The organism is Streptomyces atroolivaceus (genome assembly GCF_000717025.1).
Lineage (GTDB): Bacteria > Actinomycetota > Actinomycetes > Streptomycetales > Streptomycetaceae > Streptomyces > Streptomyces atroolivaceus.
On record NZ_JNXG01000018.1, the window covers coordinates 187,264 to 205,736 of the forward strand.

Below are 18,473 nucleotides of genomic sequence, written 5' to 3' on the forward strand. Positions count from 1 at the left end.
CAGACGCGAAAGGACCGGCCCCGCATCCCACGGAGCCGGCCCGGCGTCGGTCGCGCGTCAGTCCTGGGTCAGCATCCCGCTGCGCAGCTTGCGGAGAATGCGGCTGAGCAGCCGGGAGACGTGCATCTGCGAGATGCCGAGCTCCTCACCGATCTGAGCCTGCGTCATCTCCTGGCCGAAGCGCATGTCGATGATGCGGCGCTCACGTGCGTCGAGCTCGCCCAGCAGCGGGGCGAGCGTATGGAGATTCTCCACCGCCTCCATCGCGGGGTCGGGCTCGCCCAGCACGTCGGCGTAGGAGCGCACGCCCTTCGCGCGGCCCGCCGGTGCGGTCGCGTCGGCCGGCATGTCGAGCGAACCCGCCGTGTAGCCGTTGGCCGCGAGGATGCCCTCGGTGATCTCCTCCTCCTCGAGACCGAGGTGCTCGGCGAGCTCCCGCACCGTCGGATCCCGGTCGAGACCCGCCGCCAGGGTCTCCTTCGCCTTCGCCAGGTCCACCCGCAACTCCTGCAGCCTGCGCGGCACATGCACGGACCACGTGGTGTCCCGGAAGAAGCGCTTGATCTCACCGACGATGTACGGCACGGCGAACGAGGTGAACTCCACCTCACGGGAGAGGTCGAAGCGGTCGATGGCCTTGATCAGACCGATGGTGCCGACCTGGACGATGTCCTCCATGTCGCCGCTGCCCCGGTTACGGAAGCGTCCTGCGGAGAACCGCACGAGCGACAGATTCATCTCGATGAGGGTGTTCCGGGCGTACTGGTACTCGGGGGTGCCCTCCTCCAGCGCCTGCAGGCGGTCGAAGAAGAGCTTCGACAGCTTCCGCGCGTCCTGCGGGGCGATCTGAGCGGCATCCTCGATCCAGGGAAGCCCGTCCGGGGCACCTGCTCGTTCCGCACCGGCGGTCTGTGCAGTGTGCACGGTCATCCCGTCACGCTCCTCAGGTTGTGGGCCATGAGGTGTAGGCGCCTGCCCGAAGGGCTGCAACTCATGCACGGCGCGGCGTTTTTGAGCCACACGAGTGCCGGTATCGGCCGGGAACGTTCGTGACCGTCCTCGGCGCCGGACTTCCGTGTGTGCGCACGCACAGAACCGCCCCACCGGTACGGGGGAGCCTGGTGGGGCGGCGTATCCAGAGTGCCACAGGCGGACGCCGGTTGTGGTCGTATCCCGTCCAGAGGTGCGCGATTCGCGGGACGGACCCGAGCGGTCGTCCCGCGCACCGTGGCAGGCCCGCCCGCGTCGTGGCGATCTGCGGGCGAGCCGGAGGACGCCGGCACGGGCGGTGGGCGCGCGACGGCGGTGCCGTGTCCTGGTGAGCGCTTTGATTGCGCCTTCGTGAACAGACCGACGGCCTGGGAATAGGTGTACGGCGGATCTGTCTTTACCCCCTGTCGTCGGTCGCCGATACCAACCGGAGTGAGAGCGTCCATGCCCGAGGTCACACCCCTGTCCGTCCCCCTGCCCACGCATCAGCCCACGTCACGGGCCGGCCACCCGTCCCCTCCGCGGGTGCCCGGCCCCACGGAGGCCCATCCGCTGGACAACCCCGCCCGCGCGTCGCTGACCGGTCCGCACACCCGCTTCGCCCAGCGCCGCGGCCGCATCCTGCGCTATCACCCCGACGTCACGCCCTGGATCGCTCTGCCGGACGCACCCGATGCCCAGGACTGGGCCGATGTGGCCGCGCTCGCCGGCTCCGGGGCATCCGTCACCCTCACCGCCTTCCGCGAGCCTCCGCCGGCCGACTGGGAGATCGTCTTCCAGGCCGACGGCGTGCAACTGGTGGACCACACGGTGGACGCCGCCCCCGACCCCGAAGCCGTGCTCCTGGGCCCGGCCGACGTGCCGGAGATGCTCGACCTGGTCGAGCGCACCCGCCCCGGCCCGTTCCTGCCGCGCACGGTGGAGCTCGGCACCTACCTCGGCATCCGCCGCGCCGGTGCCCTGGTCGCGATGGCGGGGGAGCGTCTGCACCCGCCGGGCTGGACCGAGATCAGTGGCGTCTGCACCGACGGGTCCGTACGGGGACAAGGCCTCGCCTCGCGCCTCGTCAAAGCGGTCGCCCACGGCATCAGGGAACGCGGCGAGACACCCTTCCTGCATGCCGCCGCATCGAACACCTCCGCCATCCGGCTCTACGAATCCCTCGGCTTCACCCTGCGCCGCAGGACGTCCTTCCTCTCGGCGATCGTCCCTGCGGACACGGTGCCGTGCACCGACGTCAGGACCCCGGACCAGGGGACGGGTAGTTTGGAAGACGTGGGGCGTTAGGGACGGACAGGCGGGAGGCGTGCCGTGGTCATGGGGCTCCGGCGCCCGTCGGCGGCGCGCAGGCCACCGCTCCCCGGTGCGGACCCGGGGGAGACGGCTGCGGGCGCCGCCAGGATCGGGAACTGGGCGCTCGCGCTGTGGATCGTCCTCCTGACCGTGGCGGTCGTCCTGCTCGACGCCCTCTCCGGTAACGACCTCCCTCTCATCCCGCTCACGGTCGTGCTGCCCGCGCTGGCCTCGGTCTTCTGCACGGTCCGCCAGACGGCCGCCGTGGCGGTGTGGGTCACCCTGGTCGTCGTCGGATCGCGGATCGCCTCGACCGGCCCCTTCTGGGACGTCGTCTCCCTCATCGGCTTCACCGCCCTCGCCAGCGCTCTGGGTGTCGTCGCCTGTGCCGCACGCATCCGGCACGCCGTCCAGGTGGCGAGGCTGCGCTCGGCCGTCGTCGCGCTTCAGCGACAGATCCTGCGCCCCCTCCCCGTCACCACGCGGCAGGTCCGCGCCCACGGCCTCTACGAGCCGATGGAGGAGGACCGCTTCGTCGGCGGCGACATCTACGAGGTCGTGCAGTCGCCCCATGGAACCCGCGTGATCATCGGCGACGTGCAGGGCAAGGGGCTGCCCGCGATCGGGGCCGGATTCGCCGCGCTCGGCGCGTTCAGGGAAGCGGCCGTGCGGGAGCCCGAGCTCACCGCGGTGGCCGACTCCGTCGAGGACGCGGTCGTACGGCACAACGCCTTCTCGGCCGAGACCGGTGAGACCGAGCGCTTCGTCACCGCCCTGCTGCTGGGCTTCGACGGTGGCGACCGGGTGCAGGCCGTGAACTGCGGCCATCTGCCGCCGCGGCTGCTGCACGAGGGTGCGGCGTCCGTCGTCACCCTGCACCGGACGTCCGTGCCGCTGGGCATGGCGGACCTCAGCGCCGAGGCGCGCGCCGCCGAGTGGCTCCGCTTTCCGCCGGGCGCCGCACTGCTCGTCTACACCGACGGGGTGACCGAGGCGCGCGACGCCACAGGTGTCTTCTACCCGTTCGACGAGCGGCTCGGCCGGTGGGTGGGGGACGAGCCGGACCAGGTCCTGGACGCGCTTCAGAGGGACCTGCAGCAGTTCTCCGGCGGGGTACGCCGCGACGACGTCGCCGTGCTCGTCCTGAGCAGGCCGCCGGACGGCGAGACCGCGACCGCGTCGCTCGGGAACGCGGCGACGAACGACACCCACACCACGAAGTGACACCCGCACCGCTCCTGACGTGAACAGGGCCTTCCGTATCGCAGGCGGGACCCCACCCCCGGTGCGCAGCTGGTTTCCGCCCGCCGGGCGCGGGCGACGCCTCGTCGGAACGCCTGGATGATGAACGCCCGCGCCCCTACGCTCGTCCCATCCCGGCCGCCACACGCAGGAGTTACCCGTGGGACAGCGCCCCTTCGCGATCGACCCCGCAGGTCGCGACATCCACGGAGAGGCCGACGCACTACGTTCCCGAGGCTCGGTCGCGGCGGTCGACCGGCGGCATCACGGTCTGGGCACCGACCGGACACCACGTCCCCAAGCAACCGCTCGCCGACGACCGGGTGTCCAAGGAGCCCTACGAGCACCGGCCGGCCTGGATCGAGGGGGAGTTCCGGGATTCTGGATCAACTCGTGGGTGGGCGTGACCAACATGATCACCGCCTACGGACCCGACCACCGGCGTCTGCGCAAACTCATCTCCCCTGCCTTCACCAAGCGGCGCACCGACGCACGCGGCCGCCGTGTCGGGGAGATGGCGGAACGTCTCCTCGACGAGATGGCCGGGCCCGCCGCCGACGAACCCCTGGATTTCCGCGCCGCCTACGCGCATCCCGAGCTCTTCGGCGTTCCCGCGGACCACGGGGCCGACACAGCGAGGCTCGTCGGCGAGGTCATGGACACCACCGCGACACCTTGAACAGGTCCTCGCCAGTGGTGACGTGCACCACTTCGACCCCCACCAGGCTCGACAAGGACCATGCCCTGCCCGTACGCCTGGGCTGCCCGCCGGCATGGTTAGAATGGGTGCCATGGGTTCGTACTACTTCTTTCTCTGATTCACGGCCAGGACGCCGCCCCGCGACGCCGACCGTCGCCGCGTGACCTTCCGGGCCACGCGATGTGCCGCAGTCCTCTCCGTCGTCCGACACCCCTGTCCCGCAGCGTGCTTCCGTCCTTGACGTCGATGTGCGCGCCGCTGAGGGCATGTCACTTCAGGGAAAGCACCCATGTCTCTTCAGTACCCCCGCGCCCAACTGGCGATGAACGACGTCTCCAAGGCGTACGGCGACCGGTCCGTCCTCGACGAGGTGTCCCTCACCGTCCGCCCCGGAGAGAAGGCCGGCGTCATCGGCGAGAACGGGTCCGGGAAGTCCACCCTGCTCCGGCTCATGGCCGGGGCGGAGACCCCGGACAGCGGTGACGTCACCGTCAGCTTCCCGGGCGGCACCGGATACCTCGCCCAGACCCTCACCCTCGACCCCCGCAGCACGGTCCAGGACGCCGTCGACGCGGCTCTCGCCGAACTCCGCGCCCTGGAGCGTTCGATCCGTGCGGAGGAGGAGGCGATGTCCCACGAGGACCTGGACGACGCGAGGCTCGCCGCGTACGGAGACCTGGTGACGGCGTACGAGGAGCGCGGCGGCTACCAGGCGGATGCCAGGACCGACGCCGCACTGCACGGTCTCAGGCTCGGTCATCTCACCCGCGACCGCGAGCTCGGCACCCTCTCCGGAGGCGAGCAGTCCAGGCTGGCCCTGGCCTGCGTACTCGCCGCCGCCCCGGAACTCCTGCTCCTCGACGAGCCCACCAACCACCTCGACGCGAACGCCGTCACCTGGCTGGAGGAACATCTGCGCGCCCACCGCGGCACCGTGGTCGCCGTCACCCACGACCGGGCGTTCCTGGAGCGGATCACCACCGTGATCCTGGAGGTCGACCGCGATCTGCGAAGCGTCTCCCGGTACGGCGACGGCTGGGACGGCTACCGTGCGGCGAAGGCCGCCGCGCACCGCCGCTGGGCCCAGGAACACCAGGAGTGGCTGGCCGAACTGGCCCGCACGGAAGAACTGGTGAGCGCCGCCGGCCAGCGCCTCGCGGGCACCGGCAAGGACCCCGGGCAGGGCTTCGGCAAGCACCGCAGATCGCATGAGGCCAAGCTGTCGGGCCAGGTCAGGGCCGCCAGGACCCGCCTGGAGACGCTGCGCCGCTCACCCGTGCCCGCGCCTCCCCGGCCGCTGCGCTTCACCGCCGACCTCATCCTCGCCCGCCCGGAGGACCGCCCGGCGGACGGAGACGCCGGCGGTTCGACCTTCGTGGCCGAGCTGGACTCCGTCCTCGTCGGCGAACGGCTGGACCTGCCCTCCCTGCGCGTCGAACCGGGCCGACGGCTTCTGGTCACCGGGCCCAACGGGGCGGGGAAGACCACTCTCCTGCGCGTCCTGGCCGGTGACCTCGCGCCCGACTCGGGCACGGTCCGGCGACGGGGCGGAATCGGCTACCTCCCTCAGGAACTCCCCGTCAGGCCCACCCGCCGCACACTGCTGTCCACGTTCGCGGCGGGGCGGCCGGGATTCCCCGACGAGTACGAGGACGAGTTGCTGGCTCTCGGCCTGTTCCGTCGGGAGGACCTGACCGTGCCGGTGGCGGCCCTCTCCATCGGGCAGCAGCGCAGACTCGCCCTGGCGCGCCTGGTGACCCGTCCGGCGGATCTGCTGATCCTGGACGAGCCGACGAACCACATCGCGCTCGGACTGGTCGAGGAGCTGGAAGCCGCGCTCGACCGCTATCCGGGGGCAGTCGTCGTCGTCTCGCACGACCGGAGCTTCCGCGGCCGCTTCACCGGCGAGCGCCTCGAGCTCCGGGCGGGCCGTGCCGTGGCGGGCTCCGGCGTCTACGCCTCCGAGGGGGCGCGTCCCTCCCGTACGTAGGCTCGCAACCGCTCGACGAAGACCCGCTGGCCCGCCACCAGCCGTTCGAGGGCGTCGTCCGGTGTGCACCAGGCGAACCGGTCCATCTCCGGGAACTCCCGCAGCACACCGGACCCCCTCGGCCACTCCATGGTGAAGGTGCCCGGGACCGCCCTCGCGGGGTCCAGCCGGCCTTCCACGGCCCATACGGTGACGGTCTTGCCGCCGGACTGGCGTGTCTCACCCAGTGGGATCCAGGTACCGGCCGGTACGGGCAGCCCGAGTTCCTCCTCGAACTCCCGGCGCGCGGCGGCGGCAGCCTCCTCCGGGGGTTCGTACTCGCCCTTGGGGACCGACCAGGCCGCCGCGTCACGGCGGGCCCAGAACGGTCCGCCCATATGGCCGATCAGTACCTCGGCGTCCGGCAGGCCGTCCTCGCCCGCGACGACCCGGAAGAGCAGGAGACCCGCGCTGCGCCTGACTGTCGACATGTCGTCAAGTGTGAGGGCCGGGAGTACGGAAGGCCACCGGCGCGGGAGCTGCGAAGCCTGACGGCCGGGGCCGCATGGCCACGGACCCGGGCCGTCGGGGGTCACTCCTTCGCCGCGTGTTGTTCCTCCTGATGTCCTCGTTGTCCTCTGGTGCGCCCCGACGAGCCCGGCCATGCTGTCGGCCGACAGCGCATTCCGCGCGCAATCCGCTCTGCACCAGGAGGATTTGTGGGCCCTGGCACATTCCGCAGCGCCGTGCGGCCACTCGTGCTGCTCGCGACCGCGGGCGCGATGGCGGTCGGAGCCATCGCACCCGCAGCCGCCGACCAGACTCCGGACCCCCGCCCGCACACCACCGCCGAGGTCCTCAGACCGGTCGCCCCGCCCGCGGCGAGCGGCCCGTCCGGCCTCCCGGGATCTGTCGTGGACGGCGACGGCATCGAGACCGCCCGTGCCTCCCGTCCCATCGCCCCCGGCGTCCGGCTGAGCTCGTACGACCGCCTCGAGTCCGACAAATGGCTGCGGGTCGACACCCTCTCCGTCGACCTGGACGGCAGGGGAGTACGCGCCGACTACCTCTCCTCCGGCAAGGTCGCGGACCGGCGTACGGTCTCCGAGCTCGCCGCCGGGCACGACCCGGGGAAGGGCCGCCGCACCGTCGCCGCGATCAACGCGGACTTCTTCGACATCAACCAGACCGGAGCGCCCCAGGGCCCTGGCGTCAAGGACGGCCGGACGGTCCACTCCCCGGCCCCGGGCGTCAACCGTGCGGTGGGCATCGGACCGGAGAACGCGGGCCGAGTCCTGGAGCTCTACTTCGAAGGCACGCTTTCCCTTCCATCCGGAGCCCACCCGCTGGCCGCGTACAACGCGGCGAACGTACCGGCTCAGGGCGTGGGGGCCTACACCTCGTCCTGGGGCAGCGCCGACCGCGCCCTGACCGTCGACGACGCACAGCCCGTCGCCGAAGTGGCCGTGCGCGACGGCAAGGTCGCCTCGGTGTCCGGCACCCCGGGATCAGGGCCCGTGCCCGAGGACACCGTGGTGCTCGTCGGGCGTGAGGCCGGGGCCGGACTGCTGGCCGCCCTGGAACCGGGCGACCCGGTCGGCATCGAGTACCGGGCACGCACCGACAGCGGAGCCGTGCCACGCACCGCCGTCGGCGGCCGGGAGCTGCTCGTCGTCGACGGGACCGCGCAGAACCACGACGGCGAGGGCAACAACACCGCGGCGCCCCGTACGGCTGTCGGGTTCTCGAAGGACGGCCGGACCATGCAGGTCCTCACCGTCGACGGACGCCAGACGGACAGCGGCGGCGTCACCCTGACCGAGCTGGGCGAGATGATGCGCGAGGCAGGCTCGTACAGTGCTCTGAACCTGGACGGGGGAGGCTCGTCGACCCTCGTCGCCCGTGAACCGGGCAGCGATGCGCTCCGGATCGAGAACAGCCCGTCCGACGGCAGTGAGCGCACCGTCCCCAACGGTCTGGCCCTGACCGCGCCCGACGGCAGCGGGCGCCTGGAAGGGTTCTGGGTCGAGACCCGCACGCCGGCCGGGGCCGCCCCCGGCGACGGCCCGGTCGGCGGCGGCCACCCCGAGCGGGTCTTCCCCGGCCTGACCCGGCAGCTCACCGCCGCCGGGTACGACGAGACGTACGGCCCCGCCGCAGGCGCCCCCCGCTGGCGTGCCGTCAGTCCGGCGGTCGGCGGTGTCGACGCCGGAGGGACGTTCACCGCCCGCCGCAGCGGCACGACCGACGTCCGGGCGGAGCGCGCCGGCGCGCACGGCGTGACCCGGCTCACCGTCCTCGACCGGCTGGCCCGTATCCGGCCCACCACCGCGCGCGTCGGCCTGGCGGGCAAGGAGGCCGCCGGCCGTTTCGGCATCGTCGGACTCGACGCCCACGGTACGAGTGCTCCCGTCGAGCCGGGAGACCTCGACCTCGACTACGACCGCACACTCTTCGCCGTCGCCGACGACGGCAGGGGATCCTTCACCGTCAGGTCCCTCACCGGCTCGGGAGCGGGACGGATCACGGCCACCGTGGCAGGCGTCAGCACGACCCTCGCGGTGAGCGTCGGCCTCACCGAGCAGACCGTGGCGGACTTCGAGGACGCCGGATCCTGGAAGTTCAGCCAGGCTCGTGCGGACGGTTCACTGGCCGCGACGCCTGACGGGCACACCGGCACCGGGCTCCGGCTCGATTACGACTTCACCCGGTCGACGGCGACCCGCGCCGCCTACGCGTCCCCGCCCCGCCCCGTCGTCGTGCCGGGTCAGCCGCAGGCGTACACCCTCTGGATCAAGGGAGACGGCAACGGCGCCTGGCCGACCCTGCACCTCAAGGACGCCGCCGGCTCCGACCAGCTGCTGCGGGGGCCGTACCTCACCTGGACCGGCTGGCGGCAGGTCACCTTCGCCGTGCCACCGGGCGCGGCGATGCCGCTGTCGGTGCACCGCTTCTACCTCGCCGAGACGGCAGCGGCCCGGCAGTACACGGGTGAGATCGTCATCGACGGCCTGACCGCCCAGGTGCCGCCCACGGTCGATGTTCCCGAACAGGCCGAGCTCACCGACCCGTTGATCGACACCGCAGCGGTCACAGAGGGCCGGGACTGGCAGTTCGCGGTGATGTCGGACGCCCAGTTCGTCGCACGCGACCCGGACAGTGCCATCGTCCAGCAGGCCCGCCGCACCCTGCGGGAGATCAAGGCGGCGCACCCCGACTTCCTCGTCGTCAACGGGGACCTCGTCGACGAGGGATCACCCGCCGACCTCGCCTTCGCCCGCCAGGTCCTGGACGAGGAGCTGGGCGACGCACTGCCCTGGTATTACGTACCGGGCAACCACGAGGTGATGGGCGGGAAGATCGACAACTTCATCACACACTTCGGACCGGCTCAGCGGACGTTCGACCACAAGGGCACCCGGGTCATCACCCTGGACACGTCGAGTCTCAGCCTGCGAGGCGGCGGCTTCCCCCAGATCAAGGAAGTGCGCGCCCAGCTCGACGCGGCGGCGGAGGACCGGTCCGTCGGCTCCGTGATGCTGATCGAGCACGTGCCCCCGCGCGATCCGACGGTGCAGAAGGGAAGTCAGCTGAGCGACCGGAAGGAGGCCGCCCTCGTCGAACAGTGGCTCGCCGATTTCCGCCGTACGACGGGTAAGGGCGCCGGGTTCATCGGCAGCCACGTCGGGGTCTTCCACGCCTCGCACGTGGACGGAGTCCCGTATCTGATCAACGGCAACTCCGGCAAGGCTCCGGCAGGCCCGGCGGACGAGGGAGGCTTCACCGGCTGGTCCCTGATCGGAGCCGACCGCGTCTCGCCCGGCGAACAGGCCGCGGCACGCCGGCAGCCGTGGCGGGGAGGGCCGGACTGGGTCTCCGCACAGATCCGCGCGCACGTCGACGCACTGGCCCTGGAGGCCCCCTCCGCGCTCGTCGCGGGGGAGCGCACGGTAGTCGGCGCACACCTCACCCAGGGCACGCGGACCGTGCCGGCGGCCTTCCCGCTCAGCGTCGACTGGACCGGCTCCCCGAACGTCCACATCGGGGACCCCGGCGATGCCCACCGACGCCACTCCGTGACGCTCGACCCGGCCACGGGCACGCTCACCGCGCTCCGGCCGGGCACCGTCATGCTCGCGGTCACCGTCAACGGCGTCAGCCGGCAGGTACGGATCCGGATCGCGGCCGGGGCGGTGGCGCCCGCCGCCTGACACCACCTCGCGTGCCGCACCACCGCACGGCTCAGGACGTGAGCCGGGAGCCGTGCGGTGTGCACGTGTGGGGCAAAGGCGCGCGGTCGCGGCAGGCGGCAGCCAGTCCCTCGGCTTCCAGGGCACCTACTCCGGCACCCACGCCGAGGCCGCACCGTTCACGCTCGACCTGCCTGCACGGTGATCTGAGTCCGCACGCGCCCACCTCGCGCCGGCCGGCCCTCCCTACAGGGGCGCCGGCGTATCCCCGTCACGCCTTCCGGTAGCCGTACGCGTCCGTGGCCGCCGCCTCCACGGTCTCCAGATCGCCCCCGGCCGACGCCGTCACCAGCGCCGCGACCGCGCCCTCCACGAACGGAGCGTCCACCAGCCGTGCCCCGTCCGGCAGTTCACCGCCCTCCGCAAGCATGGACTTGACCGTGAGCACCGCGCTCCCGAGGTCCACGAGCAGTGCGATCCCGACGCCCCTGTCGACCGTTCTGGCCGCCTCGGCGATCAGCTCCGTACTCGTCCCCAGCCCGCCGGCCGAGGTGCCACCGGCCGCCGCCACCGGTGCCGTCGCGCCACCGGCCGCCAGCCCTCGTGCCAGCTCGGCGACGGCTTCCGCCACCGGCCCGCTGTGGGAGACCAGCACGATCCCGACCTGTTTCTCCTCGCTCACGCGCTGCCCCCGGCGCCCGGTTCCGTGGCCTCTGTGAGGGCCCCGACCAGCAGCGCGGCCGAGGCGGCACCCGGATCCTGGTGCCCGATGCTGCGTTCGCCCAGATAACTGGCCCTGCCCTTGCGAGCCCGCAGCGGCACGGTCGCCAAGGCGCCGGCCAGCGCCGCGTCCCGGGCCTCCTCGAACGAGTTGCCCAGCACTTCGACCGCCGGAAGCAGCGCGTCGAGCATCGTCTTGTCCCCCGCCTGCGCCCCGCCGAGCTGAGCCACCGCGGAGACGCCCGCCCCGAGGGCCTCGGCCAGCTGTTCCCCGGTCACCTCCGGCGCGTCGCCCAGTGCTTTTCCCGTGCGGCGCAGCAGAGTTCCGTACAGCGGCCCGGACGCCCCACCCACCGTCGAGATCAGATGCCGGCCCGCCAGCGTCAGCACGGCCCCCGGCGTCGCGGGTGGCTCCTTCTCGAGTACGTCGTTCACCGCGGCGAAGCCGCGGCGCATGTTGCTCCCGTGATCGGCGTCCCCGATCGCGGCGTCGAGCTCGGTCAGCCGGTCCGCCTCACGGGCGACGACAGCCGCGGTGGCAGCCATCCAGCGACGGAAGAAATCGGTGTCGAGCACAAGATCTCCTGTTCCTCACACGGTGGGAGGGCCCGTTCACCGGCCCCAGCGGAGTGCGGGCGTCTGTACCGGTGCGTCCCAGAGCCGCACCATCTCCTCGTCCACCTGGCAGAGCGTCACCGAGCAGCCTGCCATGTCCAGCGACGTCACGTAGTTGCCCACCAGCGTACGAGCCACCGAAACGCCCCGCTCCGACAGCACCCGCTGCACCTCGGCATTGAACCCGTACAGCTCCAGCAGCGGAGTCGCGCCCATCCCGTTGACCAGCACCAGCACGGGACCGCTGGGCCGCAGATCCTCCAGCACCGCGTGGACCGCGGCGTCGGCGATCTCGCCGGACGTCATCATCGGGCGGCGCTCCCGGCCGGGCTCGCCGTGGATGCCGATGCCCAGTTCGAGTTCGCCGGAGGGCAGATCGAACGTGGGAGTGCCCTTCGCCGGAGTGGTGACGGAGCTGAGCGCAACCCCGAAGCTCCGCGAGGACTCGTTCACCCGCCGGGCCAAGGACTCCACCCGCTCCAGTGGCGCCCCCTCGTCGGCCAGCGCCCCGGCGATCTTCTCGACGAACAGTGTCGCCCCGGTGCCGCGCCGGCCCGCCGTGAACGTGCTGTCGGCCACCGCCACGTCGTCGTCGACCAGAACCCGGGCGACCTGGATGCCCTCGTCCTCGGCGAGTTCGGCGGCCATGTCGAAGTTCAGCACGTCCCCGGTGTAGTTCTTCACGACGAACAGCACCCCGGCACCGCTGTCGACCGCGGCGGCCGCCCGCACCATCTGATCGGGTACCGGCGAGGTGAAGATCTCGCCGGGACACGCCGCGGACAGCATTCCGGGCCCGACGAAGCCCGCGTGCAGCGGCTCGTGCCCGGACCCGCCGCCGGACACGAGGCCCACCTTCCCGGCCACCGGGGCGTCACGCCGGACCACGAGCCGCTTCTCGGTGTCCACGACGAGCTCGGGGTGGGCGGCGGCCATTCCGCGGAGCCCGTCCGCGACGACGGTCTCCGGCACGTTGATGAGCATGCGCAACGGTTCCTCCTGGGGAAGAGCATGGCGGCCGGCCGAACGAGGTGACCGGCCGCGGGCGTGGATCCGGTCCTTCTGTCTCAGGTGCGTACGGCACCAGTATCGAAGAGACCCGGGTGATCGGGAAGCGACGCGTCGGAGGGAACCGTCCCGAGCCGCCGGCGAAGGGTGACTTCCCCGGCACAGCCCGTCAGGCCCGGCCTCAGCGCGACGTTCGAGCCGCGTCGTCCTCCTTACGTCGCTGAGCTGATGCCATGGTCATCCTCGCCGCGCCACAGTGCGGGCGAGCCACTCGTCGAAGGTCTCCGTCCCCCGGGGCCCCGGCCCGGCCGGCAGCTGACCGTTGCCGGCCATGGCGGCTCCCGCGGCGCCGGGCAGTCTCACCGGCACCACCGGCCTGCGCTCGCCGCGGGCCCGGAGCAGCCGCCGCACCAGGTCCACGAGCTGCTCCTCCCGCGGCCCGGCGAGTTCCGGTGCCATGCCCTGGGCCGGAGCGAGTGCCAGATCCACCAGGTGGCGGGCCACCTCCCGGGCCGCCACGGGCTGCGTGCGCATCCGGGGCACCACGGCGAGCGGCTTCGGCATCTGATCCAGGGTCTGGGGCACGAACTCGTGGAACTGTGCGGCCCGGAGCACGGTCCACGGCACCTGTCCGCCCCTCACGACCTCCTCCTGCCGCAGCTTGCCCTGGTAGTAGCCGTGACCGACCCGGTCGACGCCGATGACCGAGAGCGCCACGTGGTGGCGTACCCCGGCGCGTGAACCCGCGTCCAGCAGATTGCGGCTGACCGAGCCGAAGAAGGAGACCGCCTTGTCGCGACCGAGAGTCGTCCTGTTGCTCACGTCGATGACCGTCTCCACGCCCACCAGGGCGGCTTCGAGTCCCGCACCGGAGACGAGGTCCACACCGCGCGACCGCGCCAGCGTCACCGGTTCGTGCCCCGCCGCGGTGAGTTCCTCGACGACGAGCCGGCCGACCGCCCCGGTGCCGCCTGCCACTGCTACCCGCATGTCCTGCTCCTTCGATCCCGTTCGGTCCTGCGACGGCGCGGCCCGGCATCGGCGTGCCCGAACCGCGCCTCCTGTCTCCAGGACGGAGCGGGCCGGCGCGGATGTGACATCGCCGGAGCGCGGCCCTCAGTCGCGCACACAGAGTTCGCGGTCGCTCAGCCACTGGCCGAACCAGTCGCTGAGCGGAAGGGTGACGCACCACCCGGGCTCGTTCACGTCCGGAGCAGGCACCGTCGGCGTGGGTTTGTCGGGCTTGGGCGCCGTCGGTGTCCCGCTCGGGTCGGCATCGGGCGCCGGGGGCGTGGTGGCATCCGGCAGCCCGCTCAGCATCTCGCGGAACACCTGGGAGGAGTGGGGATTGTCGGCGCACTGCCACACCCCGTGGGGGCAGTAGTCCGTGATCGTCTGGTACACCGGCTTGTGCCGCTCGATCCACTCCAGCATGCGGCGCATGTACTCGGGGTTGTCGCCGTTGCGGAACAGCCCCCACTCGGGGAACGAGATCGGCTTGCCGTGCTCGGCCGCGAAGTCGACCTGCTTCTGCAGTCCGTACGGCTCGTTCACCTGTTCGTCGAAGGTCCGCGCCGGAGGCTGGTCGTAGGAGTCCATGCCGATGATGTCCACGACGTCGTCGCCCGGATAGCATTCCGTCCAGGGCACGGCGTCCCGCCCCCTGCTCGGCGCGAAGTCGAAGCGGAACTCCTGGCCCGGCACGGAGCGCATCGCGGTGACGATGCGATTCCAGTACGCCTTCCACGCGACGGGATCGGGGCCGCACCGGTGGGTGTACGTCGTCCCGTTCATCTCCCAGCCGAGGACGATCACCGTGTCGGGAACGCCCAGCAGGACCAGACGCTCGGCCAGTCTGCGGAAGTGCTCGTCGAACTGCCCGTAGGCACCGGCCCTCAGCAGACCGCGCACCTCGTCGTCGGAGACACGCTCCTCGTTCCGCTCCAGCATCGGCGTGTTGAGTACGAACATCCGGTCCTCGTCGGCTTTCCGCCACGCCGCCCACGCGGCGAGGAAGCCGGGACGGCCCTCGATGTTCTCCCACAGGTCGCCCGGCAGATAGCTGTGCCCGACACGAAGCTCCGTACCGCCGAGCCAGCGCGACAGTTCCGCCATCCGCTGCACGCCCTGGGGGCCGTAGTCCAGGTAGGCGCCGATGGCGGTCGTCCTGTCCTGTTCCGGTGCCCTCTGGGTGGCGCCCTTGCCGGCCTGGGTGTCCGTGGTGTCGTGATCGGCGAGGACCGCGCCGCCGACGAGGAGGCAGAGCGCGGTCGCCCCGATGCCGAAATTGATGAAACGGCGCTGTACGGGCACGGCTCCTCCTTGGATTGCGGCCTGTCCGGCCTTGTCGACCCTAAGGAGAAAGATTCAACGACGGGCTCCGGGAACGGCCGTGAATAGACCATTCGCGACACGTCCAGGCTCAGAGCGGACCATTCGGGTGACGCACGTCGAAGGTGAAAGGCAGGGCACGCACCCGGTTGTCGAAATTCGAATCGATCAGACCGGGATCACCCGAAGCACGGACCCCGTCCAGCCGCGTGAGCATCTCGCGGAAGAGAGCCTTCATCTCCAGCTTCGCCAGGTGCGCCCCCAGACAGTGATGGGGACCTCCGCCGCCGTATCCGAGGTGCGGATTCGGGGACCGGGTGATGTCGAACGCGTCCGGGTCGTCGAAGACGGACGCGTCCCGGTTCGCCGACGCATAGAGGAGTACGACCTTTTCCCCCGGCAGAAAAGTGTGGCCGCCGAGTGCGCATTCGGAAGCAACCGTCCTTCGGAACTGGATGATCGGCGTCGAGTGCCGGACGATCTCGTCGACCGCTCCGTCGGCGTAGCGGTCGAAGTCGGACTCCAGGAGGGCCCTCTGATCGGGATGTGCGGTCAGCAGGACCATCCCGTGGGCGATGGCGTTCCGGGTGGTCTCCACACCGGCCACGAGCAGCAGCGAGAAGAAGGCGCCGAGCTGGCGCGAGGACAGGGCCTGTCCGCCGACGTCAGCGCGGACGAGCGCCGAGATGACGTCGTCCGCCGGGACGCGGCGCCGCTCTCGGGCGATGCCCGCCATCTCCAGCTGCATGCGGGCCAGGGAGCGCAGTCCGCGCCCCGGGATCCGCAGCCGCGCGCGGCCACGCCTCCGTACTCCGACGTACTCCGACGCGTGGTCGATCCGTGCGGCGATCCCGGGCCGATGGCGTGCGGGAATGCCCATCAGGTCGCAGATGACCTCGAACGGCATACGGGAGGGCGCCGAGCGCATGAAGTCGCCCGGGCCCTCCTTGACCACCTCGTCGACCAGCCGCCGGGCGACGGCACCGATGTTCTCCTCCGCCTCGGCGAGCAGCCTCGGCGTGAAGGCACGGGAGATGGTCCTGCGCAGCCCGGCGTGTTCGGCGCCGTCCATGTTGACCATGGAGTTGCCGAACACCGCCTTCGCCCAGGGCGCCGGTTCGGGCACGGTCACCCCGGGTGCGCTCGTGAAGACCTGCGGCTGCCGGCTGGCCGCCCTTACGTCAGCGTGCTTCACCAACGCGCGGAACGGAGTCCGCGGCCCCGTCCGAGGAGTGAAGCGGACCGGTGCGTCGAGCTCTCTCAGCCGGGCGAACGCGGCCAGCCGCTCGGACCGTGGCAGCCGCCAGAAGGCCGGGTCGGCCAGGTCGGCACCGGCCGCCCCTCGCACGCGGTCCGCGGTCACCAGTGTCGGCGCTTCCATGCTCAGCCTCCGGGAGTCAGGAGGACCATGCTCGCCCGGCGGAAGGCACTCGGCGGCCGACACGGCCGGACGGGCCGGACAATTCCCACGGTCGCGTGATGTCCTGCGGATGAGAACCGTTCGCCCCCGGTCTCGTTGCCCAGTCGAGCGGGACACCTCGCAGAAGCGGACGAGAGGGAGGTACACCCACCATGAACCCGACCGACGGCACGCGCGGGGGTCCGGGCGGCGCCCCGCGGCCGGCCCGCCGGGCGGTCCTGCGCACCGTCTTCACCGCGGCTGTGGTCGCCGGCACCGGCGGCGCACTCGCCCCGGTCCTCCTCGAGAGCCCGGACCCCGGAGGCCGCACCCAGGAGCGCGACGCAGTGGGCCCCGAGCGGTTCTCCGAGTTCTACAAGGGCCGGGAGATCCGGGGGACGGCCACGCCCGTGGTGCCGGCCGGCGCACAGTCGCACGCCGGTGAGGCCGGGGCCGTCGCCATGACCCCCGGCATCGACGTCAGTGTCGACGGACGTGCCTTGCATGTGATGAGGCGCGCCGACGGGAGCTATATCAGCACCGTCAACCACTACGAGTCGTTCCCGACCCTCGTCGAGACGGCCCGCGCGGCGGTCGACGAACTCGGCACCGCCCAGTTGTCAGCCGTCTCCCCGCACACCATCTGAGCCCTGAGGACGGAGCACGGGTGCACAGCCGCAAGAATCAACGCGACCTCACGCGGACCGAGAAGAAACGCCTGGTCGACGCGATCCTCGAGCTCAAACGCTCGGGACGCTACGACGACTTCGTCACCCTGCACAGGCAGTACTACGTCACCGACACGGAGCGAAGGCCTCGGCCCGCCCACATGACCCCGTCCTTCTTCCCCTGGCACCGCAGATATCTGCTGGAGTTCGAGAAGGCACTGAGGGCCGTCGATCCCCGGGTGACGCTTCCGTACTGGGACTGGACGCGGGACGACACGGCGAGCGCCTCCCTCTGGGCGGAGGACTTCCTCGGCGGAAACGGCCGGCCGGGCGACCGGCAGGTCATGACCGGGCCGTTCGCCTACCGGCGGGGGAACTGGCGTATCCGCGCCGGAGTCACCGACGACCCCTTCCTGCGGCGCGACTTCGGCCGGCCCTCCGCGCCCGTCACCCTGCCCGGGGCGGCGGACGTGGACCGCGCGCTGAAGGATCCGGTGTACGACGCCGAGCCCTGGAACAGCGTCAGCACCACCGGCTTCCGCAACAGGATCGAGGGCTGGGGCATCAGGGGCGCCCGCGGGGTGGCCAACCACAACCGGGTGCACCGCTGGATCGGCGGTTCGATGGCGGGCGCGGCCTCACCCGACGACCCGGTCTTCTGGCTGCACCACGCCTTCATCGACCTGCTCTGGACCCGTTGGCAGAAGGCGCATCCGCGCTCCCCCTACCTGCCGGCCCGCGCACTCCCCGCCCACGACCCGCAGCGGGACCGGATCTTCGCGTCCGACCAGCCGATGCCGCCCTGGGACGTGGCGCCCTCGCAGCTCATGGACCACACCCGGTTCTACCGGTACGTCTGAGGGGCGCCGGCCGTCCCCGGAACAGCTCCTGGCCTCGCCGGAACGGGAACGGGCCTCCCCCTCCGCCTGGAAGCAGAGGGGGAGGCCCGGTGGTGCCTCGGCGGGATCAGTGGCCGTAGCCGTACTCACCCTTGTTCTCGTGACTGTCCGACACGTTCGCGCAGGTGTTGCCGAACGCCGGGTTCAGGAGGGCGATCACGTTCACCGTGTTGCCGCACACGTTGACCGGGATGTGGACGGGCACCTGGACGGCGTTGCCCGAAAGGACACCGGGGGAGTGCGCGGCGACGGCCTCCGCACCGGCGTCGGCGGCGGCCATGCCGGCACCGCCGGCGATGAGGGCACCGGTGCCTGCCATGACGGCGGCCACCTTCGAGATACGCGACATGAGTTCTCCTTGAGGGGGTCGGAACCGGCTGCGGAGCGTGCGGCCGGTATGCCCTGACAACGCGAAAATCGACAGACGGTAACGGATCGGCCCAAAACTC

Annotated in this window: 17 protein-coding genes; 8 read left to right on the plus strand and 9 right to left on the minus strand. The window is 71.6% G+C overall.

The features are described from left to right. Nucleotides 1-57 precede the first annotated feature (57 nt). Nucleotides 58-930 (minus strand): RNA polymerase sigma factor SigF, encoded by an 873-nt coding sequence (locus tag OO67_RS29645; protein WP_033304829.1) that lies wholly within the window; start codon nt 928-930, stop codon nt 58-60. 504 nt (nt 931-1,434) lie between these two features. Between OO67_RS29645 and OO67_RS29650 the strand changes: the two genes are divergently transcribed. The 4 genes from OO67_RS29650 to abc-f all read left to right on the plus strand — a co-directional run bounded on the left by OO67_RS29650 (nt 1,435) and on the right by abc-f (nt 6,215). After that, the gene (locus OO67_RS29650) at nt 1,435-2,277 is read left to right on the plus strand and encodes a GNAT family N-acetyltransferase (RefSeq protein ID WP_078598355.1); all 843 of its coding nucleotides are present in this window, start codon (nt 1,435-1,437) and stop codon (nt 2,275-2,277) included. 24 nt (nt 2,278-2,301) lie between these two features. After that, complete coding sequence (locus OO67_RS29655) at nt 2,302-3,507, plus strand: PP2C family protein-serine/threonine phosphatase (protein WP_051709997.1); 1,206 nt, start codon at nt 2,302-2,304, stop codon at nt 3,505-3,507. A 415-nt stretch (nt 3,508-3,922) separates the two neighbouring features. Continuing rightward, nucleotides 3,923-4,204 (plus strand): cytochrome P450 family protein, encoded by a 282-nt coding sequence (locus OO67_RS35840; protein ID WP_051709999.1) that lies wholly within the window; start codon nt 3,923-3,925, stop codon nt 4,202-4,204. A 310-nt stretch (nt 4,205-4,514) separates the two neighbouring features. Further along, nucleotides 4,515-6,215 carry a ribosomal protection-like ABC-F family protein gene (gene abc-f, locus OO67_RS29665; protein WP_033304830.1) on the plus strand — a complete coding sequence of 567 codons (1,701 nt, stop codon included), beginning with the start codon at nt 4,515-4,517 and terminating at the stop codon, nt 6,213-6,215. Here abc-f and OO67_RS29670 read toward each other — a convergent pair. After that, nucleotides 6,179-6,685 (minus strand): NUDIX domain-containing protein, encoded by a 507-nt coding sequence (locus tag OO67_RS29670; protein WP_033304831.1) that lies wholly within the window; start codon nt 6,683-6,685, stop codon nt 6,179-6,181. The two genes, abc-f and OO67_RS29670, sit on opposite strands and share 37 nt — an antisense overlap. Nucleotides 6,686-6,976: 291 nt before the next feature. Here OO67_RS29670 and OO67_RS29675 point away from each other — a divergent pair, with 291 nt between their 5' ends. Together OO67_RS29675 and OO67_RS40200 are read left to right on the plus strand one after the other, a co-directional pair. Next, entirely contained in the window at nt 6,977-10,405 is a 3,429-nt protein-coding gene (locus OO67_RS29675) for a phosphodiester glycosidase family protein (RefSeq protein ID WP_078598364.1), read from the plus strand. A 67-nt stretch (nt 10,406-10,472) separates the two neighbouring features. Further along, nucleotides 10,473-10,589, plus strand: coding sequence for a cellulose-binding domain-containing protein (locus tag OO67_RS40200; RefSeq protein ID WP_244300345.1), 117 nt, complete (start codon nt 10,473-10,475; stop codon nt 10,587-10,589). 66 nt (nt 10,590-10,655) lie between these two features. On the opposite strand, the gene OO67_RS29680 is transcribed toward OO67_RS40200, so the two are convergent. The 6 genes from OO67_RS29680 to OO67_RS29705 all read right to left on the minus strand — a co-directional run bounded on the left by OO67_RS29680 (nt 10,656) and on the right by OO67_RS29705 (nt 16,439). Beyond that, entirely contained in the window at nt 10,656-11,066 is a 411-nt protein-coding gene (locus tag OO67_RS29680; RefSeq protein WP_033304833.1) for a PTS-dependent dihydroxyacetone kinase phosphotransferase subunit DhaM, read from the minus strand. Next, nucleotides 11,063-11,680 (minus strand): dihydroxyacetone kinase subunit DhaL, encoded by a 618-nt coding sequence (gene dhaL, locus OO67_RS29685; RefSeq protein WP_033304834.1) that lies wholly within the window; start codon nt 11,678-11,680, stop codon nt 11,063-11,065. Before dhaL ends, OO67_RS29680 begins: the two co-directional genes overlap by 4 nt. 36 nt (nt 11,681-11,716) lie before the next feature. Further along, nucleotides 11,717-12,709 (minus strand): dihydroxyacetone kinase subunit DhaK, encoded by a 993-nt coding sequence (gene dhaK / locus OO67_RS29690; RefSeq protein ID WP_033304835.1) that lies wholly within the window; start codon nt 12,707-12,709, stop codon nt 11,717-11,719. Between the two features lie 255 nt (nt 12,710-12,964). Continuing rightward, nucleotides 12,965-13,717 (minus strand): SDR family oxidoreductase, encoded by a 753-nt coding sequence (locus tag OO67_RS29695; RefSeq protein ID WP_033304836.1) that lies wholly within the window; start codon nt 13,715-13,717, stop codon nt 12,965-12,967. 126 nt (nt 13,718-13,843) lie between these two features. Continuing rightward, nucleotides 13,844-15,040 carry a glycoside hydrolase family 26 protein gene (locus tag OO67_RS29700; RefSeq protein ID WP_033304837.1) on the minus strand — a complete coding sequence of 399 codons (1,197 nt, stop codon included), beginning with the start codon at nt 15,038-15,040 and terminating at the stop codon, nt 13,844-13,846. A gap of 109 nt (nt 15,041-15,149) precedes the next feature. Next, on the minus strand, nt 15,150-16,439 hold the full coding sequence (locus OO67_RS29705; RefSeq protein WP_033304838.1) for a cytochrome P450: 1,290 nt from the start codon (nt 16,437-16,439) through the stop codon (nt 15,150-15,152). Between the two features lie 191 nt (nt 16,440-16,630). Here OO67_RS29705 and OO67_RS29710 point away from each other — a divergent pair, with 191 nt between their 5' ends. Next, nucleotides 16,631-17,104 carry a tyrosinase family oxidase copper chaperone gene (locus tag OO67_RS29710; RefSeq protein WP_033304839.1) on the plus strand — a complete coding sequence of 158 codons (474 nt, stop codon included), beginning with the start codon at nt 16,631-16,633 and terminating at the stop codon, nt 17,102-17,104. A gap of 20 nt (nt 17,105-17,124) precedes the next feature. After that, a complete protein-coding gene (locus OO67_RS29715; protein WP_033304840.1) occupies nt 17,125-17,985 on the plus strand; it encodes a tyrosinase family protein in 861 nt (286 codons plus the stop codon). Between the two features lie 106 nt (nt 17,986-18,091). Here OO67_RS29715 and OO67_RS29720 read toward each other — a convergent pair whose 3' ends face one another. Next, a complete protein-coding gene (locus OO67_RS29720) occupies nt 18,092-18,373 on the minus strand; it encodes a chaplin (RefSeq protein WP_033304841.1) in 282 nt (93 codons plus the stop codon). Nucleotides 18,374-18,473 lie beyond the last annotated feature (100 nt).

Bases quoted from the DNA above. Each gene is read 5' to 3' on its own strand.
- OO67_RS29645 (WP_033304829.1), bottom strand. From the start codon at position 930: ATGACCGTGCACACTGCACAGACCGCCGGTGCGGAACGAGCAGGTGCC.
- OO67_RS29650 (WP_078598355.1), top strand. From the start codon at position 1,435: ATGCCCGAGGTCACACCCCTGTCCGTCCCCCTGCCCACGCATCAGCCC.
- abc-f (WP_033304830.1), top strand. From the start codon at position 4,515: ATGTCTCTTCAGTACCCCCGCGCCCAACTGGCGATGAACGACGTCTCC.
- OO67_RS29670 (WP_033304831.1), bottom strand. From the start codon at position 6,685: ATGTCGACAGTCAGGCGCAGCGCGGGTCTCCTGCTCTTCCGGGTCGTC.
- OO67_RS29675 (WP_078598364.1), top strand. From the start codon at position 6,977: ATGGCGGTCGGAGCCATCGCACCCGCAGCCGCCGACCAGACTCCGGAC.
- OO67_RS29695 (WP_033304836.1), bottom strand. From the start codon at position 13,717: ATGCGGGTAGCAGTGGCAGGCGGCACCGGGGCGGTCGGCCGGCTCGTC.
- OO67_RS29705 (WP_033304838.1), bottom strand. From the start codon at position 16,439: ATGGAAGCGCCGACACTGGTGACCGCGGACCGCGTGCGAGGGGCGGCC.
- OO67_RS29710 (WP_033304839.1), top strand. From the start codon at position 16,631: ATGAACCCGACCGACGGCACGCGCGGGGGTCCGGGCGGCGCCCCGCGG.
- OO67_RS29720 (WP_033304841.1), bottom strand. From the start codon at position 18,373: ATGTCGCGTATCTCGAAGGTGGCCGCCGTCATGGCAGGCACCGGTGCC.